Origin of the sequence: Nonomuraea sp. NPDC050394 (assembly GCF_044459065.1) — a bacterium.
GTDB lineage: Bacteria > Actinomycetota > Actinomycetes > Streptosporangiales > Streptosporangiaceae > Nonomuraea.
The window spans coordinates 188,757-213,104 of sequence record NZ_JBITIO010000018.1; the positions used below are offsets into that span (position 1 = coordinate 188,757).

The 24,348-nt window shown below is 71.2% G+C and carries 18 protein-coding genes; 11 read left to right on the forward strand and 7 right to left on the reverse strand.

The genetic code is table 11. The annotated features are described in order from the left end of the window. Positions 1 to 10: 10 nt before the first annotated feature. Positions 11 to 556 (forward strand): pyridoxamine 5'-phosphate oxidase family protein, encoded by a 546-nt coding sequence (locus ACIBKY_RS46515; protein ID WP_397107612.1) that lies wholly within the window; start codon positions 11 to 13, stop codon positions 554 to 556. Positions 557 to 869: 313 nt separating this feature from the next. Beyond that, entirely contained in the window at positions 870 to 2,804 is a 1,935-nt protein-coding gene (locus ACIBKY_RS46520) for a hypothetical protein (RefSeq protein WP_397107614.1), read from the forward strand. 138 nt (positions 2,805 to 2,942) lie between these two features. Here the strand turns inward: ACIBKY_RS46520 and ACIBKY_RS46525 are convergent, their stop codons facing one another. Next, positions 2,943 to 3,797 (reverse strand): alpha/beta hydrolase, encoded by an 855-nt coding sequence (locus ACIBKY_RS46525; protein WP_397107616.1) that lies wholly within the window; start codon positions 3,795 to 3,797, stop codon positions 2,943 to 2,945. After that, positions 3,794 to 5,059 (reverse strand): amidohydrolase family protein, encoded by a 1,266-nt coding sequence (locus ACIBKY_RS46530; RefSeq protein WP_397107618.1) that lies wholly within the window; start codon positions 5,057 to 5,059, stop codon positions 3,794 to 3,796. The genes ACIBKY_RS46525 and ACIBKY_RS46530 overlap by 4 nt, the downstream gene beginning before the upstream one ends. A gap of 56 nt (positions 5,060 to 5,115) precedes the next feature. On the opposite strand from ACIBKY_RS46530, the gene ACIBKY_RS46535 reads away from it, so the two are divergent. Then, positions 5,116 to 5,712, forward strand: a complete 597-nt coding sequence (locus ACIBKY_RS46535; RefSeq protein WP_397107620.1) for a TetR/AcrR family transcriptional regulator — start codon at positions 5,116 to 5,118, stop codon at positions 5,710 to 5,712. Between the two features lie 151 nt (positions 5,713 to 5,863). On the opposite strand, the gene ACIBKY_RS46540 is transcribed toward ACIBKY_RS46535, so the two are convergent. Beyond that, entirely contained in the window at positions 5,864 to 6,433 is a 570-nt protein-coding gene (locus ACIBKY_RS46540) for a TetR/AcrR family transcriptional regulator (RefSeq protein WP_397107622.1), read from the reverse strand. A gap of 79 nt (positions 6,434 to 6,512) precedes the next feature. On the opposite strand from ACIBKY_RS46540, the gene ACIBKY_RS46545 reads away from it, so the two are divergent. Continuing rightward, positions 6,513 to 7,916 (forward strand): MFS transporter, encoded by a 1,404-nt coding sequence (locus ACIBKY_RS46545; RefSeq protein ID WP_397107624.1) that lies wholly within the window; start codon positions 6,513 to 6,515, stop codon positions 7,914 to 7,916. 103 nt (positions 7,917 to 8,019) lie between these two features. Here the strand turns inward: ACIBKY_RS46545 and ACIBKY_RS46550 are convergent, their stop codons facing one another. Further along, a complete protein-coding gene (locus ACIBKY_RS46550) occupies positions 8,020 to 9,546 on the reverse strand; it encodes a S8 family serine peptidase (RefSeq protein WP_397107626.1) in 1,527 nt (508 codons plus the stop codon). A gap of 337 nt (positions 9,547 to 9,883) precedes the next feature. On the opposite strand from ACIBKY_RS46550, the gene ACIBKY_RS46555 reads away from it, so the two are divergent. From ACIBKY_RS46555 to ACIBKY_RS46565, 3 genes are all read left to right on the forward strand, one after another. Next, complete coding sequence (locus tag ACIBKY_RS46555) at positions 9,884 to 12,424, forward strand: proprotein convertase P-domain-containing protein (RefSeq protein ID WP_397107628.1); 2,541 nt, start codon at positions 9,884 to 9,886, stop codon at positions 12,422 to 12,424. Between the two features lie 61 nt (positions 12,425 to 12,485). Further along, the gene (locus ACIBKY_RS46560; protein ID WP_397107630.1) at positions 12,486 to 13,697 is read left to right on the forward strand and encodes an MFS transporter; all 1,212 of its coding nucleotides are present in this window, start codon (positions 12,486 to 12,488) and stop codon (positions 13,695 to 13,697) included. Further along, positions 13,694 to 14,653, forward strand: coding sequence for a TolB family protein (locus ACIBKY_RS46565; RefSeq protein WP_397107632.1), 960 nt, complete (start codon positions 13,694 to 13,696; stop codon positions 14,651 to 14,653). The genes ACIBKY_RS46560 and ACIBKY_RS46565 overlap by 4 nt, the downstream gene beginning before the upstream one ends. On the opposite strand, the gene ACIBKY_RS46570 is transcribed toward ACIBKY_RS46565, so the two are convergent. The 3 genes from ACIBKY_RS46570 to ACIBKY_RS46580 all read right to left on the reverse strand — a co-directional run bounded on the left by ACIBKY_RS46570 (position 14,634) and on the right by ACIBKY_RS46580 (position 17,127). Then, positions 14,634 to 15,566 carry a hypothetical protein gene (locus ACIBKY_RS46570; protein WP_397107634.1) on the reverse strand — a complete coding sequence of 311 codons (933 nt, stop codon included), beginning with the start codon at positions 15,564 to 15,566 and terminating at the stop codon, positions 14,634 to 14,636. The genes ACIBKY_RS46565 and ACIBKY_RS46570 overlap by 20 nt on opposite strands. Next, positions 15,563 to 16,537 (reverse strand): helix-turn-helix domain-containing protein, encoded by a 975-nt coding sequence (locus ACIBKY_RS46575; RefSeq protein ID WP_397107636.1) that lies wholly within the window; start codon positions 16,535 to 16,537, stop codon positions 15,563 to 15,565. The genes ACIBKY_RS46570 and ACIBKY_RS46575 overlap by 4 nt, the downstream gene beginning before the upstream one ends. Before the next feature lie 83 nt (positions 16,538 to 16,620). Then, entirely contained in the window at positions 16,621 to 17,127 is a 507-nt protein-coding gene (locus ACIBKY_RS46580; protein ID WP_397107638.1) for a hypothetical protein, read from the reverse strand. 445 nt (positions 17,128 to 17,572) lie between these two features. On the opposite strand from ACIBKY_RS46580, the gene ACIBKY_RS46585 reads away from it, so the two are divergent. The 4 genes from ACIBKY_RS46585 (at position 17,573) to ACIBKY_RS46600 (ending at position 24,304) form a co-directional block, all read left to right on the forward strand. Next, complete coding sequence (locus tag ACIBKY_RS46585) at positions 17,573 to 20,230, forward strand: LuxR C-terminal-related transcriptional regulator (protein ID WP_397107640.1); 2,658 nt, start codon at positions 17,573 to 17,575, stop codon at positions 20,228 to 20,230. A gap of 84 nt (positions 20,231 to 20,314) precedes the next feature. Then, positions 20,315 to 22,129: a S8 family serine peptidase gene (locus ACIBKY_RS46590; protein WP_397107642.1), complete on the forward strand. Its 1,815-nt coding sequence runs from the start codon at positions 20,315 to 20,317 to the stop codon at positions 22,127 to 22,129. A gap of 603 nt (positions 22,130 to 22,732) precedes the next feature. Further along, complete coding sequence (locus ACIBKY_RS46595; RefSeq protein WP_397107644.1) at positions 22,733 to 23,614, forward strand: hypothetical protein; 882 nt, start codon at positions 22,733 to 22,735, stop codon at positions 23,612 to 23,614. Positions 23,615 to 23,893: 279 nt separating this feature from the next. After that, a complete protein-coding gene (locus tag ACIBKY_RS46600) occupies positions 23,894 to 24,304 on the forward strand; it encodes a VOC family protein (RefSeq protein WP_397107646.1) in 411 nt (136 codons plus the stop codon). Positions 24,305 to 24,348: the final 44 nt, after the last annotated feature.

The following is a 24,348-nucleotide window of genomic DNA, read 5'->3' on the forward strand; positions in this document are numbered from 1 at the left end:
GGAGTTCCGTATGACACCGAAACAGCCCAAGACCGAGCTCGACGCCCGCTACAGCTCCGCGCTGAACCCGCGCCCTGGCGCGGAGAACGTCACCGCCACCGACTGGGAGCACGTCCAGCAACGGTTGCGGGCCGCCGAGATCTTCTGGATCACCACGGTCCGGCCGGACGGCCGGCTGCACGTCACGCCCCTCATCGCCGCCTGGCACGACGGGGCGCTGCACTTCAGCACCGGGCCGGGCGAGCAGAAGGCGAAGAACCTGGCCGGCAACGCCCACTGCGCACTCACCACCGGGCACAACTCGCTGTCCGAAGGCCTCGACATCGTGATCGAGGGCACGGCGGAGCGGGTGACGAATCCGGCGAGGCAGGACGAGGTCATCGCCGCGTTCGAGGCGCAGTACGGGGACCACGTCACCTCGCCGGAGGGAACCTTCTACGGCTTCGGCGACAGCATCCGCGAGGGCAAGGACCTGCTGTTCGCGGTGAAGCCCGGCACGGCGTACGGCTTCGGGCACGACAGCCAGGTGTTCAGCCACACCCGCTACACCTTCTAGCGGGTGAAACCTCCGGCCACCCGTGGCCGGAGACTGCCGGGAACGGCCGCCGGCGTGCCCGCCTGGCTCATCTGGGTCGTGCCGTCGCCCGCCCTGAAGACCGGCCGATGGGTGCCCGTCCGGACCGGCGGCCGACGCGCGGGAGCGCCGATCCCCGCCCGTTCGGCCGCGCGCGAGCCAGCCGGGACCGTCCACCGTATTGACGTGTCGCGCGCGAAAGATTACGGTCCAGACCATAATTGAACATGAATGGACAGCCTGGAGGTCTGCTGTGCTGCGACTCTGTGCAGCCTTACTTATGGTCCTGACCGTTGTGTTGGTCCCCGTCTCCGCCCACGCGAGCTCCGCGCCGGGCTGCGGCACCCAGGCGGTCACCACGTACGGCCCGGCCTCCGTCACCGGCGCGATCGTCGGTGCCACGGTCCACGACGGTCACGCCTACGTGGTCTCCCGCGGGCCGAAGCCTCCGGTCGTGGCCGAGATCGACCTGGCCACCCGCAAGACAACACGCATGGCCACCCTGCCGGACGGCCCCGCGGCGGGCGAGCCGGAAGGCGGCTGGGCCACCGCGGTCGCCGACGGCAAGCTGTACATCGGCACCTATCCCGTGCCCGACCTGTACAGCTACGACCTGGCCACGGGCCACGTGACGCACCTGCGCTCCTTCGGCGCGAACGGCGGCTTCGTCTGGAGCATGGCGGCCGCGCCGGACGGCACCCTCTATCTCGGCACCTCCTCCGACGGCCGGCTCTGGGAGTACGTTCCCTCGACCGGCGCGGTCCGCAGGTACGGCGTGCTGGCCCAGGGCGAGCACTATGTCAGGGCCGTCGCCGTCGACGACACCACGGCCTACGCCGGCCTGCTGGAAAAGAGCAAGCTCCTGGCCGTCGACCGGGTCAGCGGCGCGGTCAGGGAACTCGCCCAGGGGCCCGCGGCCGTCGGAACGGTGGCGCTGTACGGCGAGCGGGTACTGGCGGCCAGCGGGAGCACGCTGATCGACGTGCGCAAGGACGGCACCGACCGCCGGCAGTTCGAAGCCGGAGTGGGCATCATCGACGCCTTCGAGGCCGCCCCTGACGGCACGGTCTACCTCACCTCACGCCCCGACGGCGCCGTCTACCGCTACCGCACCGGGCAGGACGCGGTGGTCAAGGTCGCCGACCCACCCTCCCCGGGCGAGGAGACCCGGGCGCTGCGGCTGAACGGGCAGCAGCTCATCGGCTTCGCCGGCAGCGGCGGCATGTGGTGGCTCGACCTGCCGAGCGGGACCTCCGAGTTCGTCGACCTCATCGACGCGGGCTTCCCGGCGGGTCCCGAGCGCACCCAGAGCATGCTGCTGGTGCCGAACCGGGCGCTGTACATCGGCGGCCACTTCGCCGTGGAGGTGCGTGACCTGCGGACAGGAAAGCAGCGCAGAATCCGCGTGGTGGGCGAGCCGAAGGCCATGGTACGGCGGGGCGACAAGATCTACGCCGCCCTGTATCCAAGCGGACAGATCATCTCCATCGACGTGCGCACCGACGAGGTGCGCGGCCACGGCTACATCGGCCATGGCCAGTCCCGCCCCTGGGACATCGAGCACGACCCCGTCACCGACACCATCCTGGTGGCGTCCGCGCCGACCGGCGCGAAGCTGAGCGGCGCCCTGACGGTGCTCGACCCCGATACCGGGAAGCTGGACGTCTACCCGGACGTCATCCCCGACCAGAGCCTGATGAGTCTGAGCGTCGACGCCGCGCGCGGCGTCGTCTACCTCGGCGGCGACGTGCTCGGCGGAGGCGGCACCCCGCCGACCAGGGCGACGGCCTCGATCGCCGCCTTCGACCTGCGGCGGCGCACGGTGCTGTGGCAGATCGATCCCCTGCCGGACCACCGCACCTTCCAGGACCTCAAGGTGCACGACGGGCTGCTGTACGCGGTCTACAAACGTGTGCTCGGCGCCTGGATCGCACTTGACCCCGCCACCGGGACCATCAAGCACCAGGGCCTGCTTTCGGGTCACGGAGAGCTGTACGTCCACAGAGGCCGGGTGTTCACCTCCACCTTCTTCGGCGGCGGCAACGCCTACGAGCTCGGGCCGCAGCCCAAGCTGCTGGCAACCGGGCTGGGCGACGAGTGGCACACCAATCCGCAGTTGCAGTTCGAGCCTGGCTCGTTCAACGCCTGGACGATCGTCGGCCGGGATCTGGCCAAGGTGCGACTCGACCCGCGCTGCCCGCCCGTGACGATCCCGGACCCGCACGGCTGACGCGCACCCGGGCGAGGAAAGGACGGCGAGGCGGGGGCGGAGACCGCGAGAGTGGTGAGGCGGCACTCCGATCGGGACTGCCTGCCGGCCGAGTTCCCTCACCTCCCTACGATCGAGCCCGGGACGCGGCGTTCGCGTTCACCGGGCACGGCAGGTCCTGAGGTAGCTGAGGAACGAGGCCTGCAGGCCGGTCACGTGAGTTTCGTGCAGAATCGCACTGGTTACGGCTCCGCCGCGGGAGGTGAGGCGGTGAAGGAGGGTGGCCGTGTTCCTCGTGATGCTTTGGTAGATGGCCAGGTCTCCGAGAAGCTCCCGGTCGTTGAAGGTCACGTGAAGCTTGGTGGCATGCGGGCTGTCACCCATCTCTTTGAGCTGGGCGAAGACCTGACTGTCCGCGCTGGCGACGCCGGGGCTGCCGGCTCCGACGCTCTCGAAGAGCGTGCTGCCGGTGAGCCAGGCGTAGAGACTGAAGAGTCCGCCGTAGGAGTAGCCGTAGAGGCCGTGACCGCTCGTGGCCGTGCCGTACTCGCGCTCGATCCGTGGGTGCAGTTCCTCGGTCAAAAAGTCCAGGAACGCGTCGGCGCGGGTGTCACGGAGTTCGGCGAGGTAGGCGTCGGCTTCCTCGCGGGTCATCGCGCCCGCCTGAAGTCCCATCTCCACGGCATCGATGAACTCCTTGGCGATGGGCTCGCCGGGTGGCACGAGGTCTCTGTTGCGCAGCCGTGCCCAGTGCTGTGCTTGTTCGCGTGCGTAGCCGACGCTGACCTGGATGTAGGGCTGGATCTGTTGCATGGGGTCCATCTGGGTGACGATGAGCGGAGCCGTCATGCCCACGGCCCAGTTGCCGTCGAGCACGTACACGACAGGCGCCCGCATGGTGGCGGGGTCGTAGCGCGGTGGCGTGGTGACCCAGACGCCGTAGTCGTGCCCGCCGCCGGAACGCAGCTCGAAGTAGTCGGTGTCGGCGAGGCAGCCCTGCCACATGGCGCTCATCGCAGGTCCTTCACTACGCGTCCGGACTGGACGACGACGATGGCGTTGGCGGGGTCGGCGAAGAGTTTCGGATCGTCGAGCGGGTTGCCGTTCCAGAGCACGAGGTCCGCCCGCATGCCGGGAGCGATGACCCCCACCTGGCCGGACAGGCCGAGGATCTCGGCGTTGGTCTTCGTGGCCGCCACGAGGGCTTCCATCGGTGTCTCGAGCTCCGCGCGCAACCTGAGCTCTTCGCCTCGACGGCCCTGAGCCGGACCGATGAGATCGGAACCCAGCCCGATCCGCACTCCGGCCGCCCTGGCGATGGCAAGCGCCCGCGTCATCCGCTCACGAACGCCCATCACCCGATCGCGGGCCGACTCGCCGAGGCCGGCTTCGGCGGGGTCACGCAGCAACCGCTCGACGACGGCGAACGTGGGCACCAGGGCGACCCCGCGCGTGGCCATCAGGGTGGCCGTGGACTCATCGAGGTCGGTGCCGTGCTCGACACAGCGCGCCCCGGCCTCGACCGCGTTCCGAATGCCATCGTTGTTGTGGGCGTGAACCGTTACATAGGTGCCCCGCGCCGCGGCTTCCTGAACGGCGACGGCGATCTCTTCCACGGTGAACTGGGTGTCGGTCAGCCGGTCGAGAGCGCCGACCACTCCGCCGGTCACACAGAGCTTCAGGAAGGAGGCTCCGCGACGGAAGGCCTCGCGCACGTTGCCTCGCAGCTCGTCCGCGTTGCCCGACATCATGGACAGGGCGCACAGGCCGGGAACGTGATGGCTGCTCCACAGCTCGGTGGGTTCCCATGCGGCTCCGTAGTAGCCGTGCCCGCCGGTCTGGCACTGCACCGGCCCGCACGACAGGACGCGCGGTCCCCTGACCTTGCCCTTGGCGATCGTGGTGACGACGCCGCCGTCGATCCCGCCGGTGTCGCGAACGGTGGTGAATCCGGCATCGAGCGTCGCGCCGGCCGTGGCGAAGATGTCGGCCGCGATCTCGGCGGCACTGATCTGAAACGAGAACTGCGGCTGGATCGGGCTCGACAGGCCCAGGTGAACGTGAGCGTCAATCAGGCCGGGCGTCATGGTCAGCCCCCCGGCATCGAGGTGCTCGCCGGGTGCGCCGGAGGTGCCAAGCCGGGTGATACGCCCGTCTTCGACGGTGACGTCGGCATCGACGGGGTCGCGCCCCGACCCGTCGGCGACCGCCGCGCCGACCACCTGAAACCGTTCCACGAGTCGTTCCCTCCGCCGTCGCGAGCCGGCTGCGACCATGTGGGGAGCGACACGGCACCGCCGGCTCTTTCTTTTCCAATGGATAAACTGTGGGAGTGATCCTGTCAAGCACGGAACGCAAGGGCGACGCACGCGAGCGTCTCCTGGCCCGGCTTCTCGACGCCTTCGACGAGGACCTTCCCTCGCCGGAGGTGTCGCTCCGGGAGATCGCCGCCCGGACCGAGACCAGCCACGCCCTCCTGCGCTACCACTTCGGGTCGCTTCCGGGCGTCTTGGCCGCCATGCTCAAGGCGCAGCGATCCCGTGACAACGAGGCGCTTTCCGAGGTCGCCAAGCAGGGCACCTTCGACGACCTCGTCGTGGCGATCTGGCGGACCTACACCCGCCCGGACCAGTTGTCGCGTGTACGCGGCTTCTTTCACGTCGTCGGACTGGCCGCGTACGGGCCGGAGGACTTTCGTGAGTTCATCGACTCGCTCGACGACCTGACCGAGATGCTGGCCTCGCTCGCGGAACGCGAAGGGCGCGACGCCAAGGAAGCGCTGACCGTGGCCACCGTCACCATCGCCGCGATTCGTGGCCTGCTCTTACGGCAGGTTCTGACTCCGGCGGTCCAGTCGGAGGACGCCGTCGCCTTGATCCTGCGCATGGGCAAGGGCCCATCCGTTCCACGGACATCTCCGGGGTCTTGATCACGAAGCCGCCTTTCGCCTTCGGTCCTGGTCGCGGCCGTGCCGGGGCGCGGGGATCCAGGGTGGCCGAGACCTGCCTGGCCTCCTGGCCCATGCTCCCAAGGTCGGCGTGCAACCGCGCGGAGCGGTCGCGGCACCCCGCCGGACTGGATCAGGCGAGCAACCGATCGACCAAACCGTCGAGGTATCCGGGGGTGAGCGGGCCCGCGCCGAACAGGACACGCATGTAGATCGGCGCCAGGAGATGGTCAAGCACCTCCAGCGCGTCGGGCGGGTTCTCGCCGCGGTCGCGGGCGCGGGCGAGCATGGCCCGCAGCTGCCTGGTGCGGTCGGCGAGGAGTTCGTCGCGTGCCTGAAGGCCCTGCCGGCCCTCGCCGGACAGCGCGACGGTCAGCCGTACCAGCGCCAGGCCGTCGGGTCCGGTGACCTCGCGCGCCACGTTGGCGGCGTAGGTCCGCAGGTCGCCGGCAAGGGTGCCGGTGTCGGGCATCGGCGACTGCGCGTTGAGCCGGGTCAGCAGCACGTCGCCGAGCAGGGCGTGGAGGTTGCCCCACCGGCGGTACAGGCTGGTGTCGGCCACGCCCGCGCGGGCCGCGATGTCGCCGATGGTGAAGTTTCCGTAGCCGCGCTCGCTGACCAGGTCGGTAACGGCCTGGTGTACGGCCGCGCGAACCCGGGCGCTGCGCCCGCCGGGCCGCCTGGCCCGCCCCTGCTCACCCATCCCTCCACCTTAACGCAGTCGATACTTGCGTTAGAGTTGTTCTAAACGCAGTTTGTGACTGCTTTTAGGAGGGATGTGCGTGAAAGCGTTGCTCACCCTGACCTGCGCGGGTCAGTTCATGGTGCTGCTCGACAACACGATCGTCGGCGCCGCCCTGCCCGACATGCAGCAGCGGCTCCACACCGGGCTGACCGGCCTGCAGTGGATCGTCGACGCCTACGTGCTGCTGGTGGCCATGCTGCTGCTGTCGGGCGGCGTCTTCGCCGACCGGTTCGGCCGCAGGCGGGTGTTCCTGGCCGGTGTGGTGGTGTTCACGGCCGCGTCGGTGGTGTGCGCGCTGGCGCCCTCGATCGGCTGGCTGATCGCCGGACGGGTGCTGCAGGGCGTCGGAGCCGCGGCGCTGAGCCCCGCCTCACTGGCACTGCTCGCCGCCGCGTACCCCACCCCGGGCGAGCGCGTCAGAGCGATCGGACTGTGGGCCGGGTTCAGCGGCATCGGCCTGGCCGCCGGACCGCTGGCGGGCGGGATCCTGGTTGAGGCCTTCGGCTGGCCCGCCATCTTCCTGGTCAACGTGCCTATCGGGGCCGTCCTGCTGCTGGCCGGGCTGCGCGTGCTCAAGGAGTCCCGCAACCCGGGCGCGCCGCCGATCGACGTGCCGGGCACGGTCCTGTCCGTCGCGGCCGTGGGCACCGTGACCTACGGCCTGATCGAGGGCGGCTCCCGAGGCTGGACCTCGCCCGTGATCCTGGGCAGCTTCGCCGCCGGACTGGTGCTCCTGGTCGCGTTCGTCGTGGTCGAGGGCCGTGTGCCGACGCCGATGCTGCCGCTGAGGCTGTTCCGCCGGCGGCTGTTCACGGTCTCCAACACGGCGATGGTCGTGGTCGGGTTCGCGCTGATGGGGTCGTCGTTCTTCTTCTCCCAGTTCTTCGTCTACGTCCAGGGCACGTCGATCCTGGTCGCCGGGCTGCAGACCCTGCCCGTCTCACTGGCCATGGTGATCGTCAGCCCGTACGCGGGCCGGTTCGCGGCCAGGTACGGCTACCGCGTCGTCGTCAGCATCGGCCTGACCCTGGCCGGGCTGGGGCTGCTGGCGCTGGGCTTCGTCCACGCCGATACCGGCTACGGGAACGTGTGGTGGCGGCTGGCGGTCGTCGGCATCGGGTTCGCCCTCACCATGTCGCCGCTGACCGGGGCGGCGATCCAGGCGGTCAGCCCGCAGGAGGGCGGTCTCGCCTCGGGCGTCAGCAGTACCACCCGGCAGATCGGCGCGGTCCTCGGCGTGGCGGTACTCGGGGCGATCGTCCACACGCGGGAGTCCGGCGGCGCCTCCTTCGAATCCGGCCTCACCAGCGCCTTCCTCGCAGCGGGTACGGTGACGCTGGCCTGCGCCGTACTCACCGGCCTTGGGCTGACCGCAGCCCGGACCCCGAAAGGCGTCCGGGCGCTCGAGACGACGGCGGACCACCCAGCCCCACTCCGGTGACAGCCATCAGGCCGCTGACCCAGACCGCGATGTCCATGGACGCCTCCGGCTCGTGCGGCCGGGCGGAGCAGCCGGTCCTGGAGATGGGCGGAGCCGGCGACGTTCAGGGAGTCAGGGTCCAGGAGATCACCGCTCCGGCGTCGGCCTTGTAGGCGTCGCGGACGCGCAGGCGCCAGACACCCTCCAGCACCTCCGCGCTGAGGTCGACGGGGTAGTCGGCGACCAGATCGGCGGCGGAGTCGTCGGAATCGGCCTGCTTGAGCGGATACGCGCTGCCGTCGGGCGCGATCAGGTCCACGACCAGGTCGCCGCGGTAGGTGTGGCGGAGGTTCACCGACACCTTGGCGGCCGCCGAGCCCGTGCCCGCGCACCCGGCCGCGGTGAGCGGGCGTTCCACGGTCGCCCGGTCGGGCAGATCGGCGCCCCCGGCGTCGGTGAACGGCCCGCAGGCAGCCATCTGGGGGATGAACAGCAGGCGGTTGGGCGAGCCGGACCCGGCACCGGTGATCTTGCCGGGGGTGGCCGACTCGGTGATCGACCGCTGGATCTGGGCCGGCGTGCTGCCCGGCGAGGCGCCCAGCAGCAGCGCCGCGGCGCCGGCGACATGCGGCGAGGCCATCGAGGTTCCGCTGATGGTGTTGACGGCGCTGTCGGAGGTGTGCCAGGCGGAGGTGATCTCCCCGCCGGGTGCGAACAGGTCCAGGCATCGTCCCCAGTTGGAGGTGCTGCGGCGGCTGTCGTTGGAGTTGGCCGCGCCAACGGTGATCACCTCGGGGACGGAGGCCGGTCCGACCGAACAGGCGTCGGCGTTGTCGTTGGCCGCGGCGGCCACGTAGGTGTAGCCGCGGTTGACGGAGTTGCGGAGAGCGGTGGTGAGGGCCGAGCTGACGGCGGTCTTCACGCTGACGTTGACCACGGCGGGCGCGGTGCCGTTGGCGGCGATCCAGTCCACGCCGGACAGGACCGCGGAGTTGGGACCGCGCCCGTCGCAGCCCAGCACCCGGACGGCGATGGGCCTGACCTTCTTGGCCACACCGTGGGCGGTGCCGCCGATGGTGGCGGCCACGTGCGTGCCGTGGCCGTTGCAGTCGGAGGCCACGTCGTCGCCGTCGAGGAGGTCGCGTCCGTAGGAGGCCCGGCCGCCGAAGTCGGCGTGGGTGATGCGGATGCCGGTGTCGATCACGTAGGCCCGGACCCCCTGGCCGGTGCCCGGATAGGTGAACGAGCGCGACAGGGGCAGGTCGCGCTGGTCGATCCGGTCCAGCCCCCAGCTCGGCGGGTTGTCCTGCCGGTCGGCGGCGAGGGTGGCCATGGAGTCCTGCTCCACATGGGCCACCGCGGGGTCGGTGGCCAGCTCGCGCGCCGCCGGCTCGCTCATCGCCGCGGCGAAGCCCTTGATCGCGGTGGAGTACGTGCGTTCCACCTCGCCGCCGTAACGCGCGGCGAGGTCCCGGGCCGCCGGAGCGACACCACGGCCGCGTAACTCCCCGGTGTCCTTGAGTACGACGATGTAGCGGTCGGGGATGGCCTGTGGATCAGGCGGCGGGGCGGCGTGGGCGTTGACCGGCGAGTACGCGACGGCCGTGACAGCGATCAGGCCGACGGCCAGGGTGCGGATGCTTCGTCTCATGGGTCAGAAAGGTCGCTCCACATTTCGCACGTGTGGCGCGTTCATTGCCACTGGCACCAATGTGCCATCCCCAAGGCGACAAAACCGATATATCACCATAAAAGGGCTTAAATGCCCTCGAAGACAAGGGGTCAAATCGCGGAACAACCCGATTTGGCACGCGAAATTACCACCTTCACCTCGGCAAAGACGCGCCACCCCGCCCGGCTATTCACTGAATGAAACCGCTCGGCCTGACCGGCCCATTGACTCAACCGTCAGCGCGGGTAGTTTTCAGTCCGCCGTGGGCCCACGGATCAACTCGCGATCTCCCCCCAATCCGAGAGGAACCCCCACAGTGATCCGTCACGAGCATCGACGACGGCTGCTGGCCGGCGCGACGGGCGTGGTGATGCTGGCGGCCCTGGGCACGACCACCACTCCCGCCCAGGCCATGCCCGTTACCGCCGCGTTAGCCGTACCCTATCCGCAAGGACCACCCCAGCAGACCGGCCTTCGCACGCAAACCGCACCACCTCAGCAGGCCGGCCTTCGCACGCAAGCCGCACCGGCCGCGAACCTGGTCCCCCAGCTCGCCGAGGCCGGTGCCACCGTCACCGCCGCCGGCGCTTCCGGCACCGCCGCCCGCGACGTCTGCAGCAGCGGCGCCGCCTGGTTACGCCTCCGCTTCACCCGCCTGGACCTGCGCGGCAAGGACAGCCTGACGCTGACCGGCTCGCGCGGTGGCACCTTCCGTTTCACCGGCGCCCACTGGCGCGACCGCGGCTTCACCACCCGCGCGTTCCAGGGCGACTGCGTCAAGGTCGAACCGCGCTTCGCCGACCCGGCCAGCGTCTACGCCGTCGAGGGCGTGCAGGCCGGGACACGTCCCCTGGCGTCGGCCGAGGTCGTGGTGGCCGGCGCGGGCGACATCTGCGGCAGCGCCTGCGCCGAGACCGGCAAACTGCTCACCTCCATCAACCCGGCGGCCGTCTTCACCACCGGCGACAACGCCTACGACAGCGGCACGCTGAGCGAGTACCGGGGCGCCTACCACCGCACCTGGGGCCCCTTCTTCGGCAAGACCTATCCGACTCCGGGCAACCACGAGTACGAGACCAGCGGCGCCTCGGGCTACTTCGATTACTTCGGGGCCCGCGCCGGCACCCGTGGCCGGGGCTACTACAGCTGGGACATCGGCGACTGGCACTTCATCGCCCTCAACAGCAACATCTCCATGGCCGCCGGCTCGGCCCAGGAGCAGTGGCTGCGCCAGGACCTGGCCGCCAACACCAAGCCCTGCACGGCCGCGTACCTGCACCACCCGCTCTACAACGTCGGCAACCACAGTCCCTCCACCGGCACCCGGCCGCTGTGGAAGGCGCTGTATGACGCCAAGGCCGACCTGATGCTGGCCGGTCACGACCACAACTACCAGCGCTGGGCTCCGCAGGACCATCAGGGCGCGGCGAAGGCCGACGGGGTCCGGGAGATCCTGGTCGGCACCGGCGGCAAGAGCTTCTACAGTCTCGGCTCCGGCAGCCCGGCCAACCTCCAGGTCAAGAACGCCAACACCCACGGCGTGCTCAAGCTGACCCTGACGGCCGAGTCCTACCGCTTCGACTTCGTGCCGATCGCCGGCCGGACCTTCACCGACTCGGGCACCCAGCGCTGCCACAAGGCCGCAACCGGCGACCCGGACTTCACGATGAGCGCCGACCCGGCCGCGCTCACGGTCGCCCCGGGCGCGTCCGGCTCCGCCACCGTCGCCCTGGCCAGTACGAACGGCTTCACGGGCACCGCGCAACTGTCGGCCTCCGCACCGCCGGGCATCACCGCGACCCTCTCGCCGTCGTCGGTGACGCTGTCCTCCGGCGGTACGGCAAGCGCCAGGCTCGACGTGGCGGTGGCCCGGGACACCCCGCCCGGCACCCACACCCTGACCGTGACCGGAGCCTCCGGCTCCCTGTCCCACACCACGCAGGTCCGGCTCACGGTCGGCACGGGCGGCGGCCCGGTCTTCGCCGACGACTTCGAGCAGGACCGGGGCTGGCAGGTCAACCCGGCCGGGACCGACACGGCCACCTCCGGCCGCTGGGAGCGCGGCGACCCGGAAGAGACCACCGAGTCCGGCGTCAAGCAGCTCGGCACCGCCGTGAGCGGCACCAACACGCTGGTCACCGGCAGGCTCGCCGGATCGGGTCCGGGCGCCAACGACGTCGACGGCGGCCTCACCAGCGTGCGGTCGCCGGCCATCACCCTGCCTTCCGGGACGTCCACGCTGAAGCTGTCGCACACCTTCTCCCACCGCGACAACTCCTCGGCCGCCGACTTCCTGCGCGTCAAGGTGGCCGGCGCCACCACCGCCACCGTGCTGGAACGCAAGGGCACGGCCGGCACCGACCTGGACGGCGCGTGGACCTCGCTCACGGCCGACCTGTCGGCCTTCGCCGGACAGACCGTCCGGATCCTGGTGGAGACGGCCGACGCCGACACCGCCAGCCTCATCGAGGCCGCGATCGACGACGTGAGCGTCACCGCGTCAGGGAGCGGCGGGGCGACCTTCGGCAACGACGCCGACTTCCCCGTCGCCGACCAGGGCACCGTGGAAAGCCCGGTGGAGGTCACCGGGCAGCCGGGCAACGCCCCGGCCGCGCTCCGGGTCAAGGCACGGGTCACCCATCCCTACCGGGGTGATCTGGCGGTCGAGCTGGTGGCGCCGGACAACCGGGTCTTCCCGGTCAAGGCGCCGCACACCAAGCAGGACGGCGCCGACCTGGCGCTCGACACCACCGTCGACGCCTCGGCCGTGGTGGCCGACGGGACGTGGCGGCTGCGGGTCAAGGACACCCTCGCGCAGGACGACGGCGTCCTGACCGGGTGGAGCCTGACCTTCTGACCGCCGCCGCGGGTGCGGGGATTCCGGGCCCCGCACCCGCCTCTCTCCCCAGAGGTGTGTTGTGTACCTGTCCTCCACCAGGGCTGCCGCCCCCGCTCCCGCGGGCGGACGCCCGCGTTCCTTCCGCGTCCCGGCCACCGTGATGGCACTGGGCCTGGTCAGCTTCTTCACCGACGTCTCCAGCGAGATGATCGCCGCGTTCCTGCCCATGTACGTGCTTTACGGGCTGGGCGCGGGCTACCTGCAGCTCGGTCTGCTCGACGGGCTGCACACCGGGGCCAGCGCCCTGTTACGGCTGGCCGGAGGGCATCTGGCCGATCGCCTGGCGCGGCCCAAAGCGGTGGCCATGGCCGGTTACGGCCTGTCGGCGCTGAGCAAGCTGCTGTTCCCGGTGGCGGGCGGAGCGGTCGCCGGGATCAGCGCGGCCATCACCGTCGACCGGGCGGGCAAGGGCCTGCGGACGGCTCCCCGCGACGCCCTGATCACGGCCGCGACGCCGCCGCCGCTGCTCGGCACCGCGTTCGGCGTGCATCGCGCGCTGGACACCGCGGGCGCGCTGCTGGGCCCGGTGGCGGTCTTCGCGCTGGTGGCCGTGATCGGCGACGCCTACGACACCGTCTTCGTCACCAGCTTCTGCCTGGCGCTGATCGGGCTGGTGATTCTGGCCTGCTTCGTCCGGGAGCGCCGGACCGAGCCCGGGACGCGGCCGAAGGTCGTGCTCAAGGACGGTCTGCGGCTGGTGAGCGACCCGGCGCTGCGCCGGGTGACGCTGTACGCCGGGCTCTTCGGCCTGGTCACCGCTGGTGACGCGTTCGTCTTCGTGGCGGTGCAACGGCAGGCCGGGCTACCGGTCGGGACGCTGCCGCTGCTGCCGCTCGCCACCTCGCTGGTGTTCCTGCTCGCGGCGGTGCCGCTCGGCCGGCTGGCCGACCGGATGGGCGGCTGGCGGGTCTTCCTGATCGGTCACGCCCTGCTGGCGTCGTCCTACGTCCTGCTGGCGCTGCCGGCGACGGCGTTGCTCGCGCTGCCGCTGCTCGGGCTCTTCTACGCGGCCACCGACGGCGTGCTGATGGCGCTGCTGGCCCACCGTCTGCCCGGCCACCTGCGGGCCAGCGGCCTGGCCCTCACCCAGACCGCGCAGGCCGTGGCCCGCGCGGGCGGGGCGGTCGGTTTCGGCGTGCTGGCCACCGGGCTGGGCCTGGGGTGGTCGTTCACCGCCGCGGGCCTCGCGCTCGCTGTGATCCTTTTGACGGCCTGGAGGTCCCCGTCATGAAGCGCGGCACCGTGATCGGCGTCCTGTCCATCGTGGCCATCCTCGGCGCGGGCGGCGGCTACGTGGCCCAGGCCGTCGACAACCAAGACGAGCAGCCGGTACGGCAGGCCGCCACGACCGGCGCCGCCCGGCTGGTCTTCCTCGACAAGGGCCGCACCCTGGCCCAGGTGCCCGCCGCCGACCCCGGCGCGGTCCCGGCCCCGCGCGGCCAGAGCTGCGTGCGCTCCTACACCGCCGCCCGCACCACGATCTGCCTCCGTCCGGTCATGCTCCCCGCCGGGTTCGAGGCGGTGATCACGCGTGAGGACCGGCCGGTGACCGAGCCGCTGCACATCGACGGCACACCCAGCCGGGCCCGCGTCTCTCCCAGCGGACGGCTGGCCGCCTGGACGGTCTTCCGCAGCGGCGACTCCTACGATCCGGGCGCCTTCGCCACCACCACCGGCATCTACGACACCGCCACGGGCACGCACCACGGCTCGCTGGAGGACTTCTCGGTGATCGTGGACGGCGAGCCGTACCGGCGGGAGGATCGCAACTTCTGGGGCGTGACCTTCGCCGCCGACGACGAGACCTTCTACGCCACCATGGGCTCGGCCAAGAAGATCTGGCTGCTGCGCGGCAAGCTGTCCACCCGCACGCTCACGGCGATCGGCCGGGACGCCGAGTGCCCGTCCCTGTCGCCCGACGGCACCCGGCTGGTCTACAAGAAGCGCGTCGGCGAGCACTGGCGGCTGCACGTCCGGAAACTGGCCGGCGGTAAGGAGACCCCGCTGGCCGAAACCGCCGGGGTGGACGACCAGGTGGCGTGGCTGGACGGCTCGACCGTGGCCTACTCGCGTCCGGCCGGCGGGCGTCCGGCGCTGTTCGCCGTGCCCGCCGACGGCGGCGGGGCGCCGCGGCTGCTGCGGCGCGAGGCCACGTCTCCGGCGCTGGTCAGTCCCACTCCCAGCTGACGCCGTGGATGCCGTGCTCGGGATCGAGCATGACGTGCGCGGCGACGGCCGAGCACCCGATCCGCAGCTGCGCCACGGCGCGCTTCGGATGGGCGACCGAGGGCTGGAAGTAGGCGTGGCAGTGCGCGGGCAGCACGGCCGGATCGAAGGCGATCTCCACCGTCAGCTCGCGCATTCCCTCATCGACGCGGAAGCTCGCGTAGCGGTCGATGTGGCCGGGCGGGAAGGCGAGGGTGTACTCCAGCACCGCGGTCCCGCCCACCGGCAGCTCCCGGTCCAGAAGCATCTCGTGCACCTCGAAACCGGTCTCCGGGTCGTTCCTGATCCGGCCGGGCCGCCAGCCGCGCGCCTGCTCGATCTCCGGCCCCGGCACGCCGGCCATGAACGAGCGGTGCACCATGAGTTCGCGCCACACCGGCTCCCGGTGCGCGCGCACCACCACCTGCGTGGTCAGGGAACGGATCTGCCGGTGCGCGTCCATGCGCAGCAGCGCGCTGTGCCGCAGCCGTTCCAGCCGGGTCAGGCAGTCGGGGGTGGCCTCCAGCTGTGCCAACGCTCGCCACAGCCCTTCCGGCCTGGCCCATGCCTGGTCGGGGCGCGACGGGTGGTGCCCGCTCCAGCGGCCTCGGGGACGCGGCGGGCCGAGCAGCGTGACCAGGGAGCCGCCGGGCAGGTCCAGCATCCGCTCCAGGACGCCGACCGCCCGCAGGGAGTCGGCGCGCTCGGGCTGGGTGCGGCCGGACTGCCAGTAGCTCAGCGCCGTCCGGCTCACCGAGAGTCCTTGCTCGCGCAGATGGTGCTGGAGCCGCTCCAGGCTGAGCCCGCTGGCCTGGATGGCCAGACGCAGAGCCAGGCTGAACGGTCCGCTCTCCAGCGCGTCGGCCAGCGCCGGCTCCGTGCTCCGGCCGCTCACGACAGCCAGCCCCGGCCGGCGGCGACGGCGGCGAGCTGGAAGCGGTTGGTCGTGGCGGTCTGCGCCATGAGCTGCTCCAGGCGGCGGTAGAAGGTCCGGCGGCTCAGGCCGAGCGTCTCGGCCGCCCTGGTGTCACTGATGCCGGAGTTGAGCAGCACCAGCAGCCGGCGATCGGCCGGCTTGATGGCCGCCGCGGGCCCGCCGGTCAGGTGCAGCGGCACCGCCGTGGCCCAGGCCAGGTCGAACAGGCCGATCAGCGCCTCCAGCAGCCCGCCCGCGTACACGATGACCAGCCGCGCGTCCGGGCCGTCGCCCGGCCTGGTCAGCCAGGCCAGGTCGGCGTCCAGGACGGTCATGTTCACCGGCAGTTCCGGCGCCACCCGTGCCTGCTCGCCGGCCTCGACGCAGGGGATGACGTTGTCCTCCAGGTAGCCGGGCAGCTCCAGGCAGTCGCGCGAGTAGACCACGCGGTAGCTCACGCCGCGGCCCAGGTGCTCGATCTCGGCCCGGTTGGCTGCGCCGAACAGGTGCGGCGGCCGGTCCAGGCGGCGGATCCCGTGGCGGACGCCGGCCGCCAGTTGCCGGATGCGCAGCTTCACCGCCGCGCCGGTGACCACCTCGACCGGGGAGTCGACGTCGACCGGGCGCGCGGATCTGCGGTGCTCTTCGAAGGACTGGCTCACCGCGATCCTGGCCTGTTCCAGCTCGACCTGGCGGCGCCGTACCAGCGCGTCCAGGCCCGCTTCCGGGATCACCGCGCGCACGCCTCTGCCGGTGTCGTGGCGGGCGGCCAGGCCCCAGGTGATCAGTTCCTTGACGGCGGCGCGCACGCCGTCGCCGCGCAGGTCGAGTGCCGCCGCCAGCTCGGCTTCGGTGGCGCGTCGCACTCTGAACAGGTGTTCGTAGACTCTCGCCGTGTCGGCACGCAGGCCCAGCAGGACGAGCTGGTGGTGCAGATCCTCCTGTTCCACGCGGTCACTATGGCATGTTCTGGCCCGACGTCCACTTCACGCGGCGCTTCCGCTGCCGGCGGTGCCCGTGGGTGCCTCACGGGCTACCAGTAGGTCACGTTCCACCGTTGCGAGGGATGGGGGACGCAGGTTCCGGGCGACACGTGCGCCCCCTCCACGTCGAAAGCGGGACTCAGGCACAGGTTGCTGCTCGTGCTGAGAATGGCGAAGTTCTGGTGTGTCCAATACTGGATGCGATGGTCAATGCAGCGCTGCAACTCGGCCGCGTGGACGCCGGTGCCCGTGGCCACCGCAGCCAGGCAGTAGCTGCTTCGGAGGTGGATGAGCCATCCGCCGTTCCACCAGCCCCACCTCTGGCCTTGGTCGCCGCTGTGGCAACGGCCCAGGTAAACGCTGCTGCCGAGGTTGCCGGTGGTGTCAAGGCACAACCCCAGATTCTCATGGTTGGCGACCTTGAAGGGGCCGGGAGTGCCGGGAGGATACGCGGCGCCGGAACCTTCGCCGCGTGGGCTCGCTGATGCGCTCGCCACGCTGCCGAGGACAAGCAGGGGCACTGCCAGGACGGTCGCTGCCAGCCGGAGCCGGAACATTTCTGGTCCCTTCGACGAGGAGGCTCACGAGGCGGCCGTGGTTCAGTTCTCAGCCAATGACAGGATGCACGCCGGGGCGAAGCTTGTCTTTACCTCTGCGTACACTGTTTTGTCACGCGGGCAGTGAAGCGGCGCCAACGACGGCTCCCACAGTCGCGCCAGCGTCACCACCAAAGGGACCTCGCCGCACTCCACCATGCGCCGCCGGCGGCGTGAACGGTCGCGCGACCTGGTCAAACGCCCTGGCGCTCGCGCTCGTCATGGCCGGATCACCGTCTTCGCGTTCACCGGCATGCGGCGGACCCGGCAGGTCCTCGCACGCGCAGTACGCACCACGGCGGCCGTCGTCGAGCCCCAGTACTTTCGCTCCACCAGGGGCTTGCCTTGAAAGCCGGCGGCTGCCGGTGTGAGTGTGTAACGGCCAGGATGGGAGGACGAGCCGGTCATGAATGAGTCCGCCGCCTGGGTCCGCGTGCGTGCGCTTGCCGCGAAAGCGCCGGTGACGCTGCTGGTGGGCGGTGCCAAGGGGATGGGTAAGACCTGGCTGGCCGGCCGGATCATGGCGGAATCCCAAGCCGCGGTGCGCGTGGCGGTGGGGTGCGGAGGGCTGCCGTCGGAGCACTACGTGGTGACCCGGGAACTGATCGCGGGCCTGTGCGAGGGGGAGACGGCCCGGGAGCGGCGAGCGCTCGCAGCCATCGAGCGCGACGGGGTCTATGACGTCTGCCGGGCAGTTCGGGAATTGCTGCGGAGCGCGGGCGAGACCGTCCTGCTGGTGGTGGAGGATGTGGACCGCGCGGACGCGCGGTCGCGGCAGGTCCTGCGGTACCTGGCGACCAGGCTGCCGCGGGGGGTGGCGCTCGTGATGACCTACTCGCCGGGAGAGCAGCCGCCGCTGGGCGCGCCGTTGGCGCCGGCCGCGGGAGGCAGCGGCGTGCATCGTGTCGAGCTGCGTCCGATGCCGGTGGCGGAGATCGCCAAGTTCGCCGGTCGGCCTCCCGGCCGGTGGGCGCTGGACCTGCACGAGCTGACGGGCGGGGTGCCGCTCTATGTCGCCGAAGTGCTGGCCGGCCCGGCGGGGGAGATTCCCGGGACGGTGATGGAGCTGGTGCGGGAAAGGCTCGCGGGGGTGGACCCGTACACGCGGAAGGTGGTCTGGGCGGCCGCGATCGCCGGGTCGGCCGGAGCGCAACTGCTTCCCGCGAGGATCGTCAGACCGGCGGTGGTGGCGAGGATCTGCGGCGTGGCGGTCGGCGAAGTCGAGCCGGCCCTGCTGGATGGCGTACGAGCGGGCCTGTTGACCTGTCGTGAAGGCGGCACGTTCGCCTTCGCCCCACCGCTGCTGGGCCAGGCGGTGGCCGAAGGCATCCCGGTGGCGCGGCGATGCGAGCTGCACGCCGCCGCGGCCGAAGCGCTGCGGGAACACGACAGTGGCGCACAGCCGGAGGAGCTGATCCATCACCTCAAGGCCGCGGGGCAGCTGGCCACGGCGGCCACGTACGCCCAGAAAGCGGCGGACCAGGCCGTGCAGGCAGGCGACACCGCCCGCGCCGTGCACGTCCTGCGGGTGCTGCTGAGCGAGCCGGAGCTGCCGGGCCGGGCGCGGCGCGAGCTCGCCGCCAAGCTGGGCACGCTGGCGATCACCGGCCTGCGCTGCGAGGAGACCATCGCGTTGCTGCGCGCGATCCTGGCCGATCCACTGCTGCCGCAAGGGCTGCGCGGCGAGTTACGCCTGAACCTGGGTCTGGTGATGATGAACCAGGCAGGCGACGCCGCGGGCCGAGGCGAGCTGGCCCGTGCCGCCCGCGAACTGCGCCGCCGACCGGCTCTGGCGGCACGGGCCATGTCAGCGCTGGCCCTGCCGTACGGTGCGGCGATTCCGCTTCACGAGCACCTGTGGTGGCTGGAAGAAGCCGAACGGACGGTTCCGGAACGCGGTGACGCGGCGCTGCTGACGGGAGTGGGCGTCAACCGCGCGGGCGCGCTGATGCAGATCGGCGATCACCGGGCGTGGGCGGCGGCGTGGGAGCTGCCCGAGAACGGCAGGACACCGGCCGAACGGCTGCAACTGGCCCGCGGCTACTGCAACCTCGCCGGGCCCGCCATGGCCCTGGGCTACCCGAACGCCTCGGCGCAGTACCTTTCCAGGGCCGAAGAACTGGCCGCGCACGCCGGCCCCTCCTACCCGAAGGCCCGGATCGCGGAGGTACGGCTCTATCACCGCTGGGCGACGGGACGGCGTCAAGGGCTGGCCGAGAGCGCGCACCGGCACCTGACAGCCAACGCCGGCAGCCCCGCGGCCACGGCGAACGCCTCCCTGGTCCTGGGACACCTGGCCTTGTCGAGGGGGGAGTGGGAGGAGGCGGCGCAGTTCCTCGGCGGGCCGGGACTGGATGGTTCCATCGGCTGGTACGGGATCGAGTTCGTCCTGGGTACCGCCGGAAGAGTCAGGCTGGCCACGGCCCGCGGCCAGTGGCCGGCCGAGCTGGACCAGGCGCTGGAGCTGTTCCGCGCCAAAGGCGTGTGGACGTGGGCGGGCGAGCTGGTCGACGCCGCGATCGAGGCCATGGTGCGGCAGGGGGAGCAGGATCGGGCCAGTGCGCTGCTGGAGGAGTTCGCCGCCGACGTGAGCGCACGCGACTGCCCGTTCGCCCACGCGGTGGCCCTGCACGGCAGCGCCGTCCTTGAGCAGGATCCGGAGTCGTTGGCCCGGGCCGCCGCCGCGCTGGCGGCCGTGTCCCGTCCCTACGAGCAGGCCAGAGCTCTGGAGAGCGCGGGCCGCTGCTCGCTGCCGGAGGGCATCGGGCAGGTGGCCGAGGCCGCGCGGTTGTTCACCGCGCTCGGCGCCACCTGGGACGCGGCGCGGTGCGCGCGGGCGCTGCGCGAGCACGGCGGCAGCGCCGAGCCCAGGAGAGGCAGGCGCGGGTACGGCACGCAGCTCTCACCCCGGGAACAGCAGGTGGCCCGGCTGATCGCGCTGGGCCGGACCAACAAGCAGATCGCCGACGTGCTGTTCCTGTCCCCTCGCACCGTGGAACAGCACGTCTCCCGCGTCCTGCGCAAGCTCGGAACGACCTCCAGGGCCGAGGTGAGCCTGGAGTGAATACGTAGTATTTCCCGGATTGTTTCTCGTACAAAACCTCGCACAAGGTGCTCTCTAACACCCCCCAGTGAAGGAGAACCCTTCGTGCACAGGATCAAGGCCCTGATCGCCGGGGCCGGTCTGGCGGCTCTGCTCGTGGCACCGACCTCGGCAGCCGCGCAGGCCGTACCGGACGGGTCGTCCGCGCCGACCGCGCGGGAGCCGTTCGCCGGCTACATCGTCCTCCTGGGTGAGCCCAGCGCCGACCCCGCCGCCGTGCTCACCCAGCACGTGCGCAGGTACGGCGGGCAGCCCGGCCACGTCTACCGGCACGCCCTGCGCGGCTTCTCGGCCCTGCTCACCCCCACCGCGGCCGAAGCGCTACGCCGGGACCCGCGCGTCAGCTCCGTCCAGCCCGACCAGATCATGTCCATCACCGACCAGACCCTGCCCACCGGCTTACGCCGGGCCAACGCCACCGCCAACCCCAACCTCAAGATCAATGGCACGGAGGACTACGTCGCGGACGCCGACATCGCGATCATCGACACCGGTATCGACGCCGGCCACCCCGACCTGACCGTCGTCGCCCGCACCAACTGCCTGAACACCACCACCTGCCAGGACAACGCCGGACCGGACGACCACGGGCACGGCAGCCACGTCGCCGGCAGCGCGGCCGCCCGCGACAACGGCGTCGGCGTGGCCGGCGTCGCGCCCGGCGCCCGCCTGTGGTCGGTCAAGGTCCTCAACGCCTCGGGCAGCGGCCAGTTGTCCGGCGTCGCGGCGGGCGTCGACTGGGTCGCCGCGCACGCCGACGAGATCGAGGTCGCGAACATGAGCCTGGGCTGCGAGAACTGCCAGACCGACGCGCTGGATCAGGCCATCGCCAACGCTGTGGGCAGGGGCGTGGTCTTCGTGGTGGCCGCGGGCAACAACCACAAGGACGCCCGCACCTTCTCCCCGGCCAACCACCCGGACGTGATCACCGTCTCCGCGCTGGCCGACTTCGACGGCGCCCCGGGTGGCCGCGCGGCGTCCACCTGCCGCGCCGACCAGGACGACACACTGGCCGACTTCAGCAACTTCGGCTCCGCGGTCGAGATCGTCGCGCCCGGCACCTGCGTCTACTCCACGCACAAGGACGGCGGCTACGCCACGCTCAGCGGCACCTCGATGGCCGCGCCGCACGTGGCGGGCGCCGCCGCGCTGCTGACCGCGGGCGGCCACCGGGCCACCAACCGCGACGGGGTCTTCGCCGTACGGCAGCGCCTCGTCGACACCGGCACCGGCGACTGGCGTGACGACTCCGGCGACGGCATCAGGGAGCCGTCGCTGGACGTGAGTTCGACCCAGGACTACCCGGCCGGCAACGCCGACCCCGGCCGCCCCACCGCCGCGTTCACCGCGACCTGCTCCAACGCCAACACCACCTGCTCCTTCGACGGCGGTACCGCCACCGACCCCGACGGCACCATCACCGGCTACGCCTGGGACTTCGGCGACGGTGGCACCGCCACCGGCAAGAACGCCTCGCACACCTACCCGAAGGCCGGCTACTACAGCGTCCGGCTGACGGTCACCGACAACTCCGGCAAGACCAACAGCACCCGCAGGCTCGTCAAGGCCGGTGACCTGCCGCCCACCGCCGTGGTCACCGGCCGGTGCAACCGCTCCTCGTGCAGCTTCGACGCGCGGGGTTCCACCGACGAAGAAGGCGCCATCACCAGCCACCGCTGGGACTTCGGCGACGGCGGCACCGCCACCGGTCCCACCGCCTCCCACACCTACCCCGCCGCCACCGCCACCTACACCATCCGGCTGACGGTCACCGACGCCGCCGGCCAGAGCGCGTCCGCCACCGCCCGCGTCAAGTGCACGAAGGTCGTCAACAGCGCGATCTGCTTCCTGCAGCCGTAACCCCCGCCCCTCCCGACCACCGCGGCCCGGAACGTCACCGCGTACCCGGGCCGCGGCCCTGCCCTCAAGACCGAACGTCCGGCGCGGGCGCTCACCCCTCTTCCGGCCCGCCGCACCGCGACCGGAGCCATGCCGGCGGCCTTCTTGTGATCGCCTGTACTGAGGGTGATGGGATGATGTGTTCCTGTAACGCCGGGCTCCTTGGCGCAGATGTCTCTTCGTGGACAAGGAGCCGGCGAGTCGACTGCAGGGCATGGCGCTCATGGCGGGCTGTGCGGTGGCCTTGGCCGTAGGGGCCGGCGGGTGTGGCGCCGGACCGGCGCCGACCGTGACCGTCACCGTGTCGCCACCCCCCGCGAGCGAGAGCGGGATTACCCCGGCGACTCGCCCCACACGGTCAACCAGGGTGCGCACGCCGCCACCATGCCCGACCGGCGGCGGAGATCCGGTCGCGGTGCCGTGCCCGACGGTGCGTTCCGCGCGGATCCCGACTCCGACCATCACGGTGCCGATACCCACGACGACAGTGCCGCCGAGTTCGCCGTCTCCCTCCGTGAGCGAGCCCGAGGACATTTCGCCCGAGCCGGAATCGATGATGTCGCCATGACGGCTGCCCCGCCCCCACCGGAGCGGCCCCGCCCGCTCGATGTCGTAGGGCTGGTCACCTTGCTGGTGGCCACCGGCGCGGCCATCCTCATCTACATGGGATGGGCGTACCTCGACGCCTACCTGCGACCGTTCTTGCTGAAGCCGACAGACCTGAACTACCGCCCCGACGAGTACGCCCTGTACGGCCTCAACCTGTTCTCCCCGGCATTCCTGCCCTGGATGGCGGCCATCCCGCTGGCGCTGGCCATCCTCACCCACCGTGCCACCCTGCTGCCTCGCCTGCCCGCGCGAGCACGCGCCCTCATCACCACGGCCCGCGCGCACCGCCTCATCCGGCCGCTGGGCCATCCGACCGCCCTCGGCACCGTCATCACGATCACCGCGATGGTCCTCGCCATGGCCGCGCTGTCGAACCGCCCCATCAGCAACTACCTTCTTCTGCTGCTGGTCATCGTCGGCCCGCTGCTGCTCACCTGGTCGGCGAGAGCCACTCCGCTGGGACGGGTGGCGTTCGCCGCGGCCGTGGCCATCGCCATCTTCTGCTCGCTGTGGGCGGCATCGATCTACGCCCAGCAACGTGGCGCCCGCTCGGCACAGGCCACTATCGACAAGGTCGCAGATCGCCCGCAGGTGGCCCTCTACACCGCGGACTCTCTCGGCCTGAACGTCCTCAACGTCAAGCGCGAGCCCCTCGGCCCAGGCGCCTACAAGTTCCAATACCTTGGCCTGCGCCTGCTGATGATCCGCGCGGACACCTACTACCTGATACCCGACATCACCCCCAACCACTGGGCGGCCGGCCATCACCGCACCTTCGTCTTCAAAGAAGAAGACGACGTCCGCCTGGAAATCCTGCCCGGAAACCGCCCAGGCTGAGCCGGCGCGCAGGGGCGGGCTCGACCGTGGGGCAGATCCTCCCTCGAGGCAGCTGTAGAGGGGCCGGGTGGTCGCGCCGGCGGAATCAGGAAGAGGCCGCCGCGTGGAGGGCCGCCACGACCTGCCCCCGGTGGTGAACCGGTCGCCGAAGCGGTCCGGTGCCAGTGCTCCAGGGCGTGCCGCGGGTGATGCGGTCGGCAAGAAGCAGTACGCCGCGCGAGCCTGGCCTCGTGTCGGCGCTGCTCTCACGCACCCGTGATCTTCTGGCAAGCTCGCGGCATGCTCAAGCTCACCGATTTCATCATCGACTGCCCGGACACCATGGCGCTGGCGGCCTTCTACTCCGAGGTGACGGGACGCCCGATCAAGGAAGGCAGCCACGCGGACTGGGCCGGTATCCCCTTCGGTGAGATCGAGCTGGCCTTCTTCCGGGTGGACGACTACCGCGCACCGCATTGGCCCGACACCGAGCACCCCAAGCAGTTCCACCTCGACTTCGAAGTGGACGACATCGAATCCGAGCAGCGCCGCGTCCTCGAACTCGGGGCGACGCTCCAGCGGAACTTCATCGGCCCCGAAGGCTATGGCTGGCGCATCTACACCGACCCGATCGGCCACCCTTTCTGCCTGTGCCGCAACAAGGGCGTCGTCTGGACCGAGCAGGGCCCGGTCTGGCCCAAGCGCGACTGAGACCTGGCCGAAGAGCGGGGGAGCGCGGGTTCCCCCTTGCGCGC